We start from the raw sequence: 15624 nt of genomic DNA on the forward strand, positions 1-15624 counted from the left end.
CTTTCCAGAATTTAAGCGTTTTCGCTACCATTAAAGCACTGAAAACACAGGATTAAAGGCGAATCAAACCATGTCAAAAAGTGACAAAGCAGGCAAAACAGGCTCTTACGTTTTCACCATGCATCGGCTGAGTAAGGTTGTTCCGCCGAAGCGGGAAATCCTGAAAAACATCTCCCTGTCGTTTTTCCCGGGCGCCAAAATTGGCGTACTGGGCCTTAACGGTTCGGGTAAATCTACTTTGCTGAAAATCATGGCGGGCGTCGACACCGAGTTCGACGGCGAAGCCCGTCCGATGCCGGACTTGAACATCGGCTACTTGCCGCAAGAGCCGCAACTGGACCCAAGCAAAACCGTGCGTGAAGTGGTCGAAGAAGCGGTGAGCGTGATCAAGGATGCCCAAGCGCGTCTGGATCAGGTTTACGCAGAATACGCTGACCCCGATGCCGACTTCGACAAGCTGGCCGCTGAACAGGCCAAGCTCGAAGCCATCCTGCAAGCCGGTGACGGTCACAACCTGGAGCGTCAACTGGAAGTGGCCGCCGACGCCCTGCGCCTGCCAGCCTGGGATGCCAAGGTTGAACACCTGTCGGGTGGTGAGAAGCGCCGTGTGGCCTTGTGCCGCCTGCTGCTGTCGGCCCCGGACATGCTGCTCCTCGACGAACCAACCAACCACTTGGACGCCGACTCGGTGGCCTGGCTGGAGCACTTCCTGCACGATTTCCCGGGTACCGTGGTTGCGATTACGCACGACCGTTACTTCCTGGACAACGTTGCGGGCTGGATTCTGGAACTCGACCGCGGCGCCGGTATTCCTTACGAGGGCAACTACTCGGGTTGGCTTGAAGCCAAGTCCGATCGTCTAGCCCAGGAATCCAAGCAGCAGTCGGCCCATGAAAAGGCCATGAAAGACGAGCTGGAATGGGTCCGTAAAGGTGCCAAGGCACGTCAGTCCAAGTCCAAGGCGCGTCTGCAACGCTTCGAAGAACTGCAATCGCAGGAATTCCAGAAACGCAGCGAAACCAACGAAATCTACATCCCGGCCGGTCCGCGCCTGGGAGACAAGGTTATCGAATTCAAAAACGTCTCCAAGGGTTACGGCGATCGCGTGCTGATCGACAACCTGTCGTTCGCCATGCCTAAAGGCGCCATCGTTGGCGTGATCGGCGGTAACGGTGCCGGTAAGTCGACCCTGTTCCGCATGCTGATGGGTAAAGAGCAGCCGGATTCGGGCAGCATCGAAATCGGTGAAACCGTGCAACTGGCCTGTGTTGACCAGAGCCGTGACGACCTGGATGGCAGCAAGACTGTGTTCCAGGCCATTTCCGATGGTTCCGATGTGATCCGCATTGGTAACTACGAAATCCCGTCGCGTACTTATGTGGGCCGCTTCAACTTTAAAGGTGGCGACCAGCAGAAGTTCGTCAAGGACCTGTCCGGTGGTGAGCGTGGTCGCTTGCACCTGGCCCTGACCTTGAAAGAGGGCGCCAACGTGCTGCTGCTCGACGAACCGTCCAACGACCTTGATGTTGAGACCCTGCGTTCGCTCGAAGAAGCGCTGCTGGACTTCCCGGGCGCTGCCATTGTGATCTCTCACGATCGGTGGTTCCTTGACCGCGTCGCGACTCACATCCTGGCGTACGAAGATGACTCGCAAGCGGTCTTCTTTGAAGGCAACTACACCGAGTACGAAGCCGATCGTAAAAAGCGCCTCGGCGAAGCGGCCACCCAGCCGCACCGTGTGCGTCACAAAAAACTGGCCCAGTAAGGCCGGTTTGCAAGACAAAACGGAGCCCCTCGGGGCTCCGTTTTTTTTGGGGGACCCAGTAGGAGCGAGCTTGCCTCGCGATCTTTTGATCGTTTAAAAAGATCGCGAGGCAAGCCCGCTCCTACAGATTTGCGTGTTTTTGTTGGTGCAAAACTGGGTACAAGAATCCCTTTTTTGGTGCGCAAAACCCTTTAAAACAGGCTCTATTTATATAAAAGCACCATTTAAATTCATAACTGCGACATTTTGCGCTGTCGCGGTGCGATATGAATTGATAAAGTTCCGGCCAATCTCCGTTTAACGACAACAAATTTGCCGAGACTTTCCTATGATCGAATCTGTCGACCACTTCCTTGCCCGCCTGAAAAAACGTGATCCGGACCAGCCAGAATTCCACCAGGCTGTGGAAGAAGTCCTGCGCAGTCTGTGGCCATTTCTTGAAGCCAATCCGCATTACCTGACTTCAGGCATTCTTGAGCGCATTTGCGAACCGGAGCGTGCGATTGTGTTCCGCGTGTCGTGGGTCGACGACGAAGGTAAAGTCCGGGTTAACCGTGGCTTCCGTATCCAGATGAACAGCGCCATTGGCCCGTACAAAGGCGGTCTGCGCTTCCACCCGTCAGTGAATCTGGGCGTTCTGAAGTTCCTGGCGTTTGAGCAAACCTTTAAGAATTCCCTGACGTCGTTGCCTATGGGCGGCGGTAAAGGCGGCTCCGACTTCAATCCCAAAGGTAAGAGCGACGCCGAAGTCATGCGTTTCTGCCAGGCCTTTATGAGCGAGCTGTATCGCCACATCGGTTCCGATGTTGACGTGCCAGCAGGCGACATTGGTGTGGGCGCACGCGAAATCGGTTTCTTGTTTGGCCAGTACAAGCGCTTGAGCAATCAGTTCACCTCGGTACTGACCGGTAAGGGCATGAGCTACGGCGGCAGCTTGATTCGTCCCGAAGCCACTGGTTTTGGTTGCGTGTATTTCGCCCAAGAGATGCTGAAGCGCAGCGGCCAGCGCATTGATGGCAAGCGTGTGGCCATCTCCGGTTCGGGCAACGTGGCGCAATACGCGGCGCGCAAGGTCATGGACTTGGGTGGCAAAGTGATCTCGCTGTCGGATTCCGAAGGCACGCTGTACTGCGAAGCCGGCTTGAGTGATGCGCAGTGGGACGCGCTGATGGACCTCAAAAACGTCAAGCGTGGCCGTATCAGCGAATTGGCCAGCGAATTTGGCCTGGAATTCCTGGCCGGGCAGCACCCGTGGAATCTGGCGTGCGACATCGCTTTGCCGTGTGCCACACAAAACGAACTGGACGCCGACGCCGCGCGTACGCTACTGGCCAATGGCTGCGTGTGCGTGGCTGAAGGCGCGAACATGCCGACGACCCTTGAGGCCGTGGACCTGTTTATCGAAGCGGGTATTTTGTTTGCTCCGGGCAAGGCATCGAACGCGGGCGGCGTGGCCGTGAGCGGTCTGGAAATGTCGCAAAACGCCATGCGTTTGCTGTGGACGGCGGGTGAGGTGGACAGCAAGTTGCACAACATCATGCAATCCATCCACCACGCGTGCGTGCACTACGGCGAAGAAAACGGCCGTATCAACTACGTCAAAGGCGCCAACATTGCAGGCTTCGTGAAAGTGGCTGACGCCATGCTGGCTCAGGGCGTGGTGTAAACCGGTTCAATCAAGAGGATCTCGACCTGCAGATCGCCTGCCGGTCGGATCCACAGCACTTCATCGCCCGGTTGCGCGCCCAACAACGCGCGACCCAGCGGCGAGCCCCAGTTGATCAAGCCCTGCGCTGCATCGGCCTGATCTTCCCCGACTAATTGAACGCGCCGTTGCTTGCCGTGTTCGTCGACATACGTCACCCAACTGCCAATCTGCACCTTCTGCGTTGACGTCGCCGGGGCGACTACGTGTGCGCTTTGCAGGCGCTGATGGTAGTAGCGCAGGTCGCGTTCCATATCAGCCAGGTGCTGTTTGTCGGGCAAATTCTTGCGGGCGGCCTCTTGGCTGTGCAGGCGTTGCAACTCACCGACCTTGGCTTGCAACTGCTCAAGGCCTTGCGCTGTGACGTAATTGGGCTGCTCGCTGACCCGGCGCTCAACCGGCGCGTTGGCTTGGTTGGCGGCGCTGTCTTCGTTTACAAATGCACGGCTCATAATGGCAGTCCCTTTGTTAACCGTTAGCCCTCGCGAACTTTTTGCTTTTAAGGATCAAAAGATCGCGAGGCAAGCTCGCTCCTGCAAGGAGTGGGTGTATCCAGCCCCTTGGCGTCAGTAGTGATACCACTTAAGTTCGAGCATCACTTCGTTGACCGGGGAGCTAAGGTGGCTGAACTCACGTTGTGCGGTCAATCGCAGGCCCAGGTTACGGGAGACTTCCCATTGCTGATTCATACTCAGGCTACGGCGCACTTCGCCGTTGGTGAAGTAATCACTCTTGGCCTCAAGGCTCAGGTTGCCCATCGGATTACGCCACAGCACACCGGTGTTGTAGCCCGCCGCGGGTGAGACAAACGCCGCGAAGTCGTTGTTGTGTTCAACGCGTACGGTGCCCAAGGCAAAACCCAGCAGGTTGTCGCTTAACTGCCAGGTGCCGCCCGCGCCGCCGTTGACGTGGGTGACGAGTCTTTCAGCGCCCTGTTTGCCCAGTACCCGCTCAAGACCACCACCGACTTGCCATGACCAGGGTTGCAGCAAGTCGTTGCGCGGGGTCAGGGAGCGAATGTTGGCCAGGTCCAACTGCTGAACTTGCCAGTGATTGCCTTCGTATTGGCGCAGTTTGAGTTGCAGGATTTCAATCTGCGCACCCAGCGGGAAGCCTGGCGCGTTGTCGTTGAGGTCGTGATAGGCCATGCGCAGGCCGTATTCGGCAAACGCCTTGTCGTCGCGGCTGCCCGCGCCCAGTTGCCAGGTGCGCGATTCGTGGCCGTTTTCTGGAAGTTCGGGTTTCTCGATTTGCAGCTCTGGCGCCGGGTTCTGGTTGATGGCGCGCAACAGTTCATAGCTGCGCTGTGAGCGTTCGTTATCGCGCTCAAGGCCATTGGCCCGGTAGCGTTCAAGGCGATAGGCGGCGTCGATAATCAGTGCCTGACGCGCTTTTGGCAGTGCCTTGAACGTCGGATTTTGCAGTTGCGTTTGATCAGCGCTGACTTGCAACACCCATTGCTGCTCTTCGGGGTCGAGGACTTTGGCCCGGTCCAGCAGTTCACGCTCGCGGGACGGGCGGTATTCGATGCTTTCTACCAGACCTGCTTCCTTGACCGCTTTAACGGTGTCGGTCGGGATCGCGGTCAGGGGGAATTGGGCGGTCAGTTGCAACCCGGGGCGTGCCACTTGCAACAGTTCCAGCAGGCGATAGGAGCAATTTTCATCGAAGAAGAAATAGTCGAACTGGATTTGTTTCAGTTCCCACACATGTTCAACCATGCGCTGAGTTTCTTCGGGCGTCAGGTTGAGTCGGTATTCCCACAGGTCACGGTTTTCGAGGCTGCGGTATTCCGAGAGTTTTTCTTGGTAGGGCACCAGTGCAAACAGGCCGGGATACCCTCCGGCCAAGCCTTTCCACGCGTACAGAATGCTGTTGTCAGCCCCTTCGATGTAAGCACCGAAGTTGATCGCGTAGCTGAGCAATGAGGTTTTGTTGCTCTGAACATCCGCCTGGTCAATGCGCAATAACGTGTGGCCGAACATGGACGACGGGCTGTTGAGGTACGCCGCCGGGAAGATCATCACCGTGCTGTGGGGGGCGACGTCTTTAAACCATTGCGTGAACTCTGCGCACTCCGCCTTGGGCAGGTCGGTCAGGTTCAGTTGGGCCTTGAGCCAGCGGGTGCGGGCCGGGTAGACGCATTGCGGGTGTTTATCGCCCAGGCTCAAAGGCGCATACAACGCCTCGACGGTGGCGCGCAGTTCGGCGTCCGGGTGGTGAGCGCCGTCGGGGGCGAGAAAGAATTTAGTGTCACTGACATAGCTTCGCCAGCCGCCCAGCGTGCGGGCTTCGTAATGGCCCAATGAGATCCAGAACGGATCGTTGGCGAGCTGCTGCAAACGTTGATTGTCGATATTCGGCGCGGCGTACAGCGGGGCGCAGGCACAGAGCGCCAGATAGGCAAGGCGTTTGAGCATGGTGGGCAACTGTTGTCAGACGAATAGAAATGAAGCAGGTAAATACCCGCTCCGAAAGGAGCGGGCAGGTCTATGCCTTACGCAGCCGTTGCGTACTTGGACAGGCGCGCATCGCTTTTGAGAACAGCCAGTGTGTTGTTATGCACATCGTCAGCAGTCACGTCAGCCTTGCTGAAAATTTGCTGGAAGTGCTCGTGGGTGACAGCGGCAAAGTGCTCGCGGTCTTCAGGGGCGACACCCAGTACCACCGCGTAGGTGGTGAGGGCTTCGCCATTGCCTTTAGCCATGTCTTCGGACAGCTCGTTCATCATGCCATTCATGGCAATCCACGATTTGCCGCCGTAGGTCAGGGCGTCTTTGGTCGTACAGCCGTTGGTGCCGGATGTCATGCCGAACGTTGCGTTGCCGGAGGTGCCGTTGGTGGTGGAGGCCAGGAAGTGGGCGGGTGTGCCGCGCTGACCTTCAAACAGCATGTTGCCCCAACCGCAGTTAGGGCCGCCCGGTGCTTGCGCCATGGCGTTGAGGGAAACCACTGTAAAGAGAGTGCCGAGAAGAATCCGTTTCATAATCTTTGTTCTCTGTGTGTGCAACCAATGGACAAGGGGCCTGGCTCTGAAGCGCCAGTACGGGCTGGTTATTAATCCAGCCTCGTAACACGTAGGAGTCTAGGCACGATCCAGTGGTTCCGTGACTTTTTGTAAAACAATCCTGTAATGACTACATTTTTTGCCCGTAAACATTGGGCCGCAAGAATTCGCGTGTTGCGCGCCTTGCCAGTGGTGCATAGCCAGCGCCAGAATGCTGCCATCTGCCCTGCCTGATGTAAGGAAGCCCGATGCCTGATTCTGTTGCTGCCAGCTTGCGTCTAGCGCCTGACGCGCTAACCCGTCCGTTCTCCGCTGAACAGTTCAGCTTCTCGACCACCAATGATTTAGAACCCTTTCGCGGCATTCTCGGCCAGGAGCGTGCGGTCGAAGCCTTGCAGTTTGGCGTGGCCATGCCACGTCCGGGTTACAACGTATTTGTGATGGGCGAGCCGGGTACGGGACGCTTTTCGTTTGTTAAGCGCTACCTCAAGGCTGAGGGCAAACGCCTTAAGTCGCCCAGCGACTGGGTCTACGTCAATAACTACGATGACCCGCGTGAGCCGCGCGCGCTGGAGTTGCCTGCGAGCACGGCAGGCGCCTTTATCGCGGACATCAACGTCCTGATCGATAACCTGTTGGCGACGTTCCCGGCGGTGTTTGAACACCCGACGTATCAGCAGCGAAAAAGTGCGATCGACCGAGGCTTCAATCAACGCTACGACCGTGCTCTGGATGTGATCGAGCGGCTGGCGCTGGAAAAAGGCGTGGCGCTGTACCGCGACAGCAGCAACGTGGCGTTTACCCCGATGAGCGATGGCAAGGCGCTGGATGAGGCCGAGTTTTCGCAGTTGCCCGAAGAAGAGCGTGAGCGTTTTCACGAAGACATTTCGGGGCTGGAAGAGCGCCTCAACGAAGAGCTGGCCAGCCTGCCCCAGTGGAAGCGCGAGTCGAACAATCAACTGCGCCAACTGAACGAAGAAACCATCACCCTGGCGCTGCAACCGCTGTTGTCGCCCTTGTCGCAGAAATACGCCGAAAACGGTGCGGTGTGCGGGTATTTGCAGGCCATGCAGGTGTACCTGCTCAAAACCCTGGTCGAGCAACTGGTCGACGACAGCAAGACCGACGCTCAGGCGCGCAAGTTGCTCGAAGAGCAATACCTGCCAAGCCTGGTGGTTGGACAGCCCATGAGCGGCGGCGCGCCGGTGGTGTTTGAGCCGCATCCGACTTACGACAACCTGTTCGGTCGCATCGAATACAGCACTGACCAAGGTGCGCTGTTTACCACTTATCGCCAGTTGCGCCCCGGCGCGTTGCACCGCGCCAATGGCGGCTTTTTGATTCTCGAAGCCGAGAAGATGCTCAGCGAGCCCTTTGTCTGGGATGCGCTGAAACGTGCGTTGCAATCGCGCAAGCTGAAAATGGAATCGCCGCTGGGCGAGCTGGGGCGCATGGCCACCGTGACCCTGAGCCCGCAGGTCATTCCGTTGCAGGTCAAAGTCATCATCATCGGTGCGCGTCAGCTGTACTACACGCTGCAAGACCTTGATCCGGACTTCCAGGAGATGTTCCGGGTGCTGGTGGACTTTGACGAAGACATCCCGATGGTCGACGAGAGCCTTGAGCAGTTCGCTCAATTGCTGACTACCCGCACCTCGGAGGAAGGCATGGCGCCGCTGACGGCGGATGCCGTGGCGCGTCTGGCAACCTACAGCGCGCGTCTGGCCGAGCATCAGGGGCGTTTGTCGGCGCGCATTGGCGACTTGTTCCAGTTGGTCAGCGAGGCGGACTTTATCCGTCATTTGGCCAACGATGAAATGACTGACGCGGGCCATATCGAGCGTGCGCTCAAGGCCAAGGCGACCCGCACCGGGCGCGTATCGGCGCGGATTCTTGATGACATGCTGGCGGGGATCATTCTGATCGATACCGACGGTGCGGCGGTCGGCAAGTGCAACGGGCTGACAGTGCTGGAAGTCGGTGACTCGGCGTTCGGTGTGCCGGCGCGGATTTCCGCGACGGTGTACCCAGGCGGCAGTGGCATTGTCGATATTGAGCGTGAAGTTAACCTCGGGCAGCCGATCCACTCCAAGGGCGTGATGATTCTGACGGGCTATTTGGGCAGTCGATACGCGCAGGAGTTTCCGCTGGCGATTTCGGCGAGCATTGCGCTGGAGCAGTCGTACGGTTACGTCGATGGCGACAGCGCTTCGCTGGGTGAAGCCTGTACGTTGATTTCGGCCCTTTCGAAAACGCCGCTCAAGCAGTGTTTTGCCATCACCGGCTCGATCAACCAGTTCGGTGAAGTGCAGGCTGTGGGCGGGGTGAACGAGAAGATCGAGGGCTTCTTCCGGCTGTGCGAAGCACGCGGTCTGACAGGCGAGCAGGGGGCGATTATCCCGCAAGCCAACGTTGCGACCTTGATGCTCGATGAAAAAGTGCTACAGGCGGTGCGTGAGGGCAAGTTCCACGTTTACGCTGTCCGTCAGGCCGATGAAGCCTTGAGCCTGCTGGTGGGCGAGCCTGCGGGTGAACCGGATGAAGAAGGTCAGTTCCCGGAGGGCAGCGTCAATGCGCGCGTGGTCGAGCGGTTGAGGGTGATTGCAGAAATGATCAGCGACGACGACCTCAAAGAAGCTGAAAAAGAGCTGCTGGCGCAAGCCCTGGCAGAGAAAAAACCGGCCTGACACCCGCCACCGCCATCGTAGGAGCGAGCTTGCCTCGCGATCTTTTGATCTCTAAAGGATCGCAAGCAATCTCGCTCCTATGCAAAGCGCACGCAAAGCAAGGGTTCTCCGTTGGTCTTGGCGGCGTCGCGGGGCGGTTTTTTCTTCTATGCTCTTGCTCAGGAACTCTACTGTCGTCACTGGAACGATGCAGCCTGTCTTGTCTGGCTGATACAGGATCTACCGAGGGTCGCCGCCATGTCGCGCAACCTTTGTCTTACCCGTCAGTGCCTGGGCCTGGAAACACGCATTGAATGCAGCATCCGCCCCCTGGCAGGCAATACCGGGATGTGGACGCTGCTATTTGCTGCTGGGTTATCCGGCGAGCAACCGACCACTATCAAGTCTCAGGGGCCATTCTTCGGCCCGCTCGTGGCTGAAGCTATTCTTGAGTCCATTGTTGAAAGCCTGACCTTGCACGGCTACCGGCTTGCCGATGCCCCGCAGATCTGGTGCCTGCATGTGCAGGCGCAGTTGCGTCAAATCAATGGTGAGCGTTGCCACGCCTCGCGCTGAGCCCTGGGTTTAGCGCGGCGGCGTGACTTCCGCCACTTTGTCCAGTTTGACTTCAAAGCCGTACTCGACAGGTTCCAGCGACGTGCGGGCATAGCTTTCGAGATGCGTCGGCTGCCCATAAAAGTAGTGCACGTCGAACAGTGCCGGGCCATTGGGTTCGGCGCTGTGGCTGACGGCGAGCACTTCTTTGAGGTAATTGCCGGTGTCGTCCTTGGCGTAAAAACGCCACGCCTCGGATGGGAACAGTTTTTGATCAACGATCAGAGCGTTGCCTTTAAGCTCCAGCCCCTTGGGCAGGTGAGCAACGTCCAGGGCCTGTTTATCAATGCTGGCCAGGTACAGCGGCATTGAGCCAATGGCGTACACCGGTGTTTCCGGGAACAGGTTGAGGTCATAGGTAATGACACCGGTTTTCGGGTCGGCGTCGAAGGCCTCGGCAGGCAGTTCCAGCGGTTCGCCGCGTTTGCCGTTGTCATCCTCGGCAAAGAAGGTGACGGGCGTATCAGCGGTCTCAGGCAGGGCGCCCAGCAGTTCGTCATTGAAGGTAGTCGGATGGCTGAACTCAAGCGTGGCAGCGCTGGCGTCGTCCACAGACTGGCTGATCACCACACTCTTTTTCAGTTGCTCAGGGTCAAGGGTGGCGTCTTTCAGGTAGTTGGCGGCCTGGTCGTCATACACCACGACGGACAGCGGTAGTGGCTGAATGTCTTTACCGACTACGTTTTTGTCGAGCCGGCGCACGGGCAGGTCGAGGGTTTTGCGGGTGACGTTGGCGGTCGAGAAGTCGAGCACGCTGATGTCGAGGTTTTCAATCGTGCCGTTGAAATACACCTTGCTGTAGTGGTGCGGGTGTTTTTGGTCAAAGGCTTTTTGTTCGTTGTCCAACTGCTGTCCGAACGCTTCGCTCCACGCCGTTTGCTTAAGCATTTCTGCCAGTTGCTGCTGGTAAAACGCCAGCTGCTCGGCATTTTCGTTGATCGAGCCTGCGCGAGACAGGAACTGCCCGCTCTGGTCGCGGGCTTGGATGATCAGCGGGTTGAGTTCGGTGTCGCGAACTTCTTCGGCCAGCGGCGCGCTGTTGTTGATGTCGACTTCGGCGAAGTTTTTACCCAGCGCCAGCAGCGTCACGCTGATGCTGCCGTCGGTGCGGGTTTTACCCACGTCTTTGCTGGTCAGGGTGAGGTTGACCACCTTGCCCGGCGCGATCACTTCGGCCTCGCCGTGCAGCAGCACGGGTTGCGGTTGCTGAATGTTTTCGGTCTCGACCCCGTCGATATACGGGTAGGTGATGGTCAGGTCGTCCGGGTTGCTCAAGTTGGCGCTGGAGGGGCTGAGCTGGATGCCCGAGTCCGTTTCTGACCATTCGGCCTGAAAGGGCACCACTTGTTTGTTACTCAGCGTCACTGACTGCCACTCCAGAGCGTGCGGGAAGGGGAAGTCGGCGGCATTGGTCTGGGAGAACGGGAAAATGGGCTCAAGGTCGGTCAGGTAATCGGAACTGGAAGTCTTGCGCACCACAAACAGGCCATTGATATAGGCATCGCTCAGCGCCTGACTGCTGGGGTAGTGCTTAAGCTGCGCGAGTTCGTCAGTGCCGTATTCGGTTTCGATGGCTTTGTCTTGCAGCTTGATACGGGCGCGCTCCAGCAGCAACAACGAGCCGCCGAGGTCGGCCACTGCGTCTTTAAGCTGTTGATCCTGAATGCTATCGAGGTTCTTTTCGAACGCTGCGGTCCTTTCTTCAAGGCTGGCTTGCTGGTGTTTATCGTCAGGAGAGCAGCCGCCCGCCATGAGAAAAGCCGTTGTAAGCCCGAGACACGCCAAGGGGAGTCGCAGATCCATTGTTCAGTTTTCCTGTCCGTAAACGATGCTGATAAGGACGACACTATCAGAAAATGTTTTTACCGGGTGTGTCCGGCGCTTTATCTCTGTCGTTTTGTGGCTGATATACTCGCGCCCATTTCAGACTGCCTGTGAGATTTAATGGAACGTTTTATCGAGAACGCAATGTACGCCTCGCGCTGGATTTTGGCGCCGATTTACTTCGGCCTGTCGCTGGGTTTGTTGGCTTTGGCGTTGAAATTCTTCCAGGAAGTGTTTCACGTAATCCCCAACGTGTTCGCGCTAAGTGAGTCGGACTTGATCCTGGTCATCCTGTCGTTGATCGATATGGCGCTGGTGGGCGGCTTGCTGGTGATGGTGATGATCTCGGGTTACGAGAACTTCGTTTCGCAACTGGATATCGGAGGGGACAAAGAGAAGCTTAGCTGGCTGGGCACGATGGACTCGACTTCATTGAAGATGAAAGTCGCCGCCTCGATTGTGGCGATCTCTTCGATCCACCTGCTGCGGGTGTTCATGGACGCGCGCAACATCGAAACCCAATACCTGATGTGGTACGTGATTATTCACATGACCTTCGTGGTATCGGCGTTTGCGATGGGCTATCTCGACAAGCTCACCAAGCACTGATGATTGTCGTGACGTGCGGCACACCAACCCGGGCTGCGAAGGCTTTGGGGGCTGTGGTAGTCTGCTCGCCCTTTTTTGGATCTGAGCGATTGAGGAATAGCGGCCACAAAATGGCTGTTTTTTGATCGCCCTACAACGGAGCAGTGTTATGTCCGAAGTAAATCTGTCGACCGACGAAACCCGCGTTAGCTACGGCATTGGCCGTCAACTGGGCGACCAGTTGCGCGAAAACCCGCCGCCGGGCATTAGCCTGGATGCAATCCTGGCTGGTCTGACCGACGCGTTCGCAGGCAAGGAAAGCCGTGTTGGCCAAGAAGAAATGTCGGCCAGCTTCAAAGTGATCCGCGAGATCATGCAAGCTGAAGCCGCTGCCAAGGCAGAAGCTGCCGCTGGCGAAGGCAAGGCTTTCCTGGCTGAAAACGCCCAGAAAGACGGCATCACCACCCTGGCTTCCGGTCTGCAATTCGAAGTTGTGACCGCTGGCGAAGGCGCCAAGCCAAGCCGTGAAGACACCGTGCGTGTTCACTACCACGGCACCCTGATCGACGGTTCTGTGTTTGACAGCTCCTACGATCGTGGTCAGCCAGCCGAGTTTCCGGTCGGTGGCGTGATCGCTGGCTGGACTGAAGCCCTGCAATTGATGAACGCCGGTAGCAAATGGCGCATCTACGTGCCGAGCGAACTGGCTTACGGCGCCCAAGGCGTTGGCAGCATTGCTCCGCACAGCGTGCTGGTATTCGACGTTGAGCTGCTGGACGTTCTGTAAGAACACAGCGCTCTAGCTGTAGGAGCGAGCTTGCCTCGCGATCTTTTGATCTTTTAAAAGCTCGCGAAACAAGCTCGCTCCTATAGGGCCGTTCAGCATCGTGCGGTCATATTTCTATTTTGGCGTGATGTTCGTGAGTGTCAGCCGTACCCATGGGGCGCAATGCCCGGGCATAGCAAAACAGAAACAGATTGCGCACCAACTCCTTGAGCACCATCGGCTCGCTTGAGTTGAGGCCGTTGAAATCCAGGTCGCCCTGATCCTGTAGCTCGTTGAGCGCTTCTTCCTCCAGTACCGCACAGACTTCTCCGGTTTCCCGGTGCAGGATTCTCAGGTAGGGGTGTGGACGGTCCAGCCAAGCATCAATTAAATAAGTCATGGTCGTCATCTCCTCGATGAATGACAATGAGAATAATTCTTATTCATTTAATAGCAAGTGCCTATTGGCAGATTTCTTTTTTTTTCAGGTAAAAACTGTCGTGAGTCAAAGCGGCTGGCTTTTTGATATTGCGAGGGGGTATAGCGGGGGAAGTCGCCCCTTCCTGCGCTAAACGCAGGAAGAAAGGCAGCCGAATCAGACCTTGCGCACGAACTCGGACTTGAGCTTCATTGGGCCGATACCGTCGATTTTGCAATCGATATCGTGGTCGCCATCGCACAGGCGGATGTTTTTGACCTTGGTGCCGACTTTGACGACCAGTGACGTGCCTTTGATTTTCAGGTCTTTGATCACGGTGATGGTGTCGCCGTCGTTCAGGACCGTGCCTGCGGAGTCTTTGTAGACTTTTGCATCGCTGGCTTCTTCGGCGTCGCCGCTGGCGGACCACTCATGGGCGCATTCCGGGCAGATCAACTGAGCGCCGTCTTCGTAGGTGTACTCGGAATTGCATTTTGGGCAGGGTGGCAACGTGCTCACTAAAGCTCCTTAAGTGTCAGGGTGGCTAAAAGGCGCGCATTATATAGGGTTTTTGTGCTGAAGGGGGTGAAGCACAGCGAACTCTGTAGCCGCTGCCGTCAGGCTGCGATGGGTTGCGCAGCGACCCTCAATGTTTGAAGGTCCTGCGGCTCTTATCGCAGCCTGTGGCAGCGACTACAAGGGGTGATGGCCAATCAGTGGGTGCGGGCTACCGCAAACTCACTCAGCTCAACCAGTGCATCGCGGTATTCGCTTGGTGGCAAGACTTCAAGGCAGGCAATGGCGCGGGCGACGAAATCGCGCGCCAGCTGTGCGGTGTAGTCCAGCGAGCCCGAAGCTTCGACGGCTGCGCGGATGTTTTCGAGGTCCTCAATGCCACCTTTTTGGATGGCTGTGCGCACCAGAGCGGCTTGCTCCGGGGTGCCTTCGCGCATGGTGTAGATCAGCGGCAAGGTCGGCTTGCCTTCTGCCAGGTCATCGCCGACGTTTTTGCCCAGCGCTTCAGCGTCGCCACGGTAGTCGAGCAGGTCGTCTACCAACTGGAACGCCACGCCCAAGTGGTCGCCAAAGGTACGCAGCGCTTCGCTTTGCTCGGGCGTTGCACCGGCCAGCGCTGCGGCACTGTGGGTCGACGCCTCGAACAGCATCGCGGTTTTGCCGCGAATGACTTCCATATAGGTTTCTTCGGTGGTGCTGGCGTCCCGTACTTTGGACAGCTGCAACACTTCGCCTTCGGCAATGATGCGAGTGGCTTTCGACAGGATTTTCATCACTGGCATCGAGCCCAGCTCAACCATCATTTCGAAGGAGCGCGAGTACAGGAAGTCGCCGACCAATACGCTGGGAGCGTTGCCCCACGTGGCATTGGCGGTCTTGCGGCCGCGGCGCATGCCGGACATGTCGACTACGTCGTCGTGCAGCAGGGTCGCGGTGTGCAGGAACTCGATAGTGGCGGCGAGCAGGCGCAGGTCATCGCCTTCGCGACCCAGGGCCTTGCCACACAGCAACACTAATAAAGGACGAAGGCGTTTGCCGCCGGCCGAAGTAATGTAGTCGCCGATTTTTGAGACCAGCGGCACACGTGAAGTCAGCTGTTTCTTGATGATGCCGTCGACGGCGCTAAAATCGTCCGCCACCGCGCGGTAGAAAGCTTGGGGTTGCATCAGCGACAGGTGCTCCAGAAGGGTTGCGCGGCATGCTAGGTCGGGGGGCTGGGCCTGTCAAGGCGCGATGGGCGGCCACTTGCAACCCGAACGCACCTTGCGTACAATCGCGCACCCTGAACTTCCTGGGCAGCACCTGCCTTACGCAATTGCACTTGGGCCGTTCCAGCCCCATGCAGCCATGCCAGCCAATACCTTTACCTATAAAGCGCTGGGTGAGCAGGATTATCGGAGAAATACCATGTCGTACGCAGTAATCGTTACTGGTGGCAAGCAATACAAAGTAGCACCAGGTGAATACCTGAAGATCGAGAAACTGGAAGTCGCTACTGGCGAATCCGTAACTTTTGATCGCGTTCTGTTGGTCGCCAATGGCGATGACGTAAACATCGGCGCTCCAGTTGTTGCTGGCGCCACTGTTGTTGCTGAAGTGATTTCCCAAGGTCGTCACGACAAAATCCGCATCATCAAGTTCCGTCGTCGTAAGCACCACATGAAGCGTATGGGCCACCGCCAGTGGTACACCGAGATCAAAATCACCGGTATTCAGGCTTAATTTCAGCCTAATTCCTCACTAGGAGAATTGAC

Annotated in this window: 14 protein-coding genes; 7 read left to right on the top strand and 7 right to left on the bottom strand. The window is 57.4% G+C overall.

Annotation, left to right across the window (positions count from 1 at the left end; all coding sequences use genetic code 11):
- Positions 1 to 70 precede the first annotated feature (70 nt).
- Together ettA and gdhA are read left to right on the top strand one after the other, a co-directional pair.
- Positions 71 to 1765, top strand: coding sequence for an energy-dependent translational throttle protein EttA (ettA, locus tag RHM56_RS01420; protein WP_169895470.1), 1695 nt, complete (start codon positions 71 to 73; stop codon positions 1763 to 1765).
- 328 nt (positions 1766 to 2093) lie between these two features.
- Positions 2094 to 3431, top strand: a complete 1338-nt coding sequence (gene gdhA, locus RHM56_RS01425) for an NADP-specific glutamate dehydrogenase (RefSeq protein ID WP_322237834.1) — start codon at positions 2094 to 2096, stop codon at positions 3429 to 3431.
- Here gdhA and RHM56_RS01430 read toward each other — a convergent pair.
- The 3 genes from RHM56_RS01430 to RHM56_RS01440 form a co-directional block, all read right to left on the bottom strand.
- Complete coding sequence (locus RHM56_RS01430) at positions 3416 to 3922, bottom strand: GreA/GreB family elongation factor (protein WP_322237837.1); 507 nt, start codon at positions 3920 to 3922, stop codon at positions 3416 to 3418. The two genes, gdhA and RHM56_RS01430, sit on opposite strands and share 16 nt — an antisense overlap.
- 114 nt (positions 3923 to 4036) lie before the next feature.
- Complete coding sequence (locus RHM56_RS01435; RefSeq protein ID WP_322237840.1) at positions 4037 to 5890, bottom strand: DUF4105 domain-containing protein; 1854 nt, start codon at positions 5888 to 5890, stop codon at positions 4037 to 4039.
- A gap of 77 nt (positions 5891 to 5967) precedes the next feature.
- Entirely contained in the window at positions 5968 to 6456 is a 489-nt protein-coding gene (locus RHM56_RS01440; RefSeq protein WP_019411892.1) for a DUF3015 domain-containing protein, read from the bottom strand.
- 269 nt (positions 6457 to 6725) lie between these two features.
- Between RHM56_RS01440 and RHM56_RS01445 the strand changes: the two genes are divergently transcribed.
- Positions 6726 to 9164: a Lon protease family protein gene (locus RHM56_RS01445; RefSeq protein ID WP_322237844.1), complete on the top strand. Its 2439-nt coding sequence runs from the start codon at positions 6726 to 6728 to the stop codon at positions 9162 to 9164.
- 237 nt (positions 9165 to 9401) lie between these two features.
- On the top strand, positions 9402 to 9719 hold the full coding sequence (locus RHM56_RS01450) for a hypothetical protein (RefSeq protein WP_322237846.1): 318 nt from the start codon (positions 9402 to 9404) through the stop codon (positions 9717 to 9719).
- A gap of 9 nt (positions 9720 to 9728) precedes the next feature.
- Here the strand turns inward: RHM56_RS01450 and RHM56_RS01455 are convergent, their stop codons facing one another.
- Positions 9729 to 11561, bottom strand: coding sequence for a hypothetical protein (locus RHM56_RS01455; RefSeq protein WP_322237849.1), 1833 nt, complete (start codon positions 11559 to 11561; stop codon positions 9729 to 9731).
- Positions 11562 to 11702: 141 nt separating this feature from the next.
- On the opposite strand from RHM56_RS01455, the gene RHM56_RS01460 reads away from it, so the two are divergent.
- Complete coding sequence (locus RHM56_RS01460; protein WP_322237852.1) at positions 11703 to 12191, top strand: TIGR00645 family protein; 489 nt, start codon at positions 11703 to 11705, stop codon at positions 12189 to 12191.
- Between the two features lie 148 nt (positions 12192 to 12339).
- Entirely contained in the window at positions 12340 to 12957 is a 618-nt protein-coding gene (locus RHM56_RS01465; RefSeq protein ID WP_322237854.1) for an FKBP-type peptidyl-prolyl cis-trans isomerase, read from the top strand.
- Positions 12958 to 13063: 106 nt separating this feature from the next.
- On the opposite strand, the gene RHM56_RS01470 is transcribed toward RHM56_RS01465, so the two are convergent.
- From RHM56_RS01470 to RHM56_RS01480, 3 genes are all read right to left on the bottom strand, one after another.
- The gene (locus RHM56_RS01470; protein ID WP_322237856.1) at positions 13064 to 13336 is read right to left on the bottom strand and encodes a hypothetical protein; all 273 of its coding nucleotides are present in this window, start codon (positions 13334 to 13336) and stop codon (positions 13064 to 13066) included.
- A 195-nt stretch (positions 13337 to 13531) separates the two neighbouring features.
- Positions 13532 to 13873, bottom strand: a complete 342-nt coding sequence (locus RHM56_RS01475) for a zinc ribbon domain-containing protein YjdM (protein WP_322237857.1) — start codon at positions 13871 to 13873, stop codon at positions 13532 to 13534.
- Positions 13874 to 14067: 194 nt separating this feature from the next.
- Positions 14068 to 15036: a polyprenyl synthetase family protein gene (locus tag RHM56_RS01480; protein ID WP_322237859.1), complete on the bottom strand. Its 969-nt coding sequence runs from the start codon at positions 15034 to 15036 to the stop codon at positions 14068 to 14070.
- A gap of 241 nt (positions 15037 to 15277) precedes the next feature.
- On the opposite strand from RHM56_RS01480, the gene rplU reads away from it, so the two are divergent.
- Complete coding sequence (gene rplU, locus RHM56_RS01485) at positions 15278 to 15592, top strand: 50S ribosomal protein L21 (RefSeq protein WP_026014348.1); 315 nt, start codon at positions 15278 to 15280, stop codon at positions 15590 to 15592.
- Positions 15593 to 15624 lie beyond the last annotated feature (32 nt).

It is taken from the genome of Pseudomonas sp. CCC3.1 (genome assembly GCF_034347405.1).
GTDB lineage: Bacteria > Pseudomonadota > Gammaproteobacteria > Pseudomonadales > Pseudomonadaceae > Aquipseudomonas.

What these genes read in the sequence shown, in the direction of transcription:
- ettA (WP_169895470.1), top strand. Translation starts at nt 71, where the DNA reads ATGTCAAAAAGTGACAAAGCAGGCAAAACAGGCTCTTACGTTTTCACC.
- gdhA (WP_322237834.1), top strand. Translation starts at nt 2,094, where the DNA reads ATGATCGAATCTGTCGACCACTTCCTTGCCCGCCTGAAAAAACGTGAT.
- RHM56_RS01430 (WP_322237837.1), bottom strand. Translation starts at nt 3,922, where the DNA reads ATGAGCCGTGCATTTGTAAACGAAGACAGCGCCGCCAACCAAGCCAAC.
- RHM56_RS01435 (WP_322237840.1), bottom strand. Translation starts at nt 5,890, where the DNA reads ATGCTCAAACGCCTTGCCTATCTGGCGCTCTGTGCCTGCGCCCCGCTG.
- RHM56_RS01440 (WP_019411892.1), bottom strand. Translation starts at nt 6,456, where the DNA reads ATGAAACGGATTCTTCTCGGCACTCTCTTTACAGTGGTTTCCCTCAAC.
- RHM56_RS01445 (WP_322237844.1), top strand. Translation starts at nt 6,726, where the DNA reads ATGCCTGATTCTGTTGCTGCCAGCTTGCGTCTAGCGCCTGACGCGCTA.
- RHM56_RS01450 (WP_322237846.1), top strand. Translation starts at nt 9,402, where the DNA reads ATGTCGCGCAACCTTTGTCTTACCCGTCAGTGCCTGGGCCTGGAAACA.
- RHM56_RS01455 (WP_322237849.1), bottom strand. Translation starts at nt 11,561, where the DNA reads ATGGATCTGCGACTCCCCTTGGCGTGTCTCGGGCTTACAACGGCTTTT.
- RHM56_RS01460 (WP_322237852.1), top strand. Translation starts at nt 11,703, where the DNA reads ATGGAACGTTTTATCGAGAACGCAATGTACGCCTCGCGCTGGATTTTG.
- RHM56_RS01465 (WP_322237854.1), top strand. Translation starts at nt 12,340, where the DNA reads ATGTCCGAAGTAAATCTGTCGACCGACGAAACCCGCGTTAGCTACGGC.
- RHM56_RS01470 (WP_322237856.1), bottom strand. Translation starts at nt 13,336, where the DNA reads ATGACTTATTTAATTGATGCTTGGCTGGACCGTCCACACCCCTACCTG.
- RHM56_RS01480 (WP_322237859.1), bottom strand. Translation starts at nt 15,036, where the DNA reads ATGCAACCCCAAGCTTTCTACCGCGCGGTGGCGGACGATTTTAGCGCC.
- rplU (WP_026014348.1), top strand. Translation starts at nt 15,278, where the DNA reads ATGTCGTACGCAGTAATCGTTACTGGTGGCAAGCAATACAAAGTAGCA.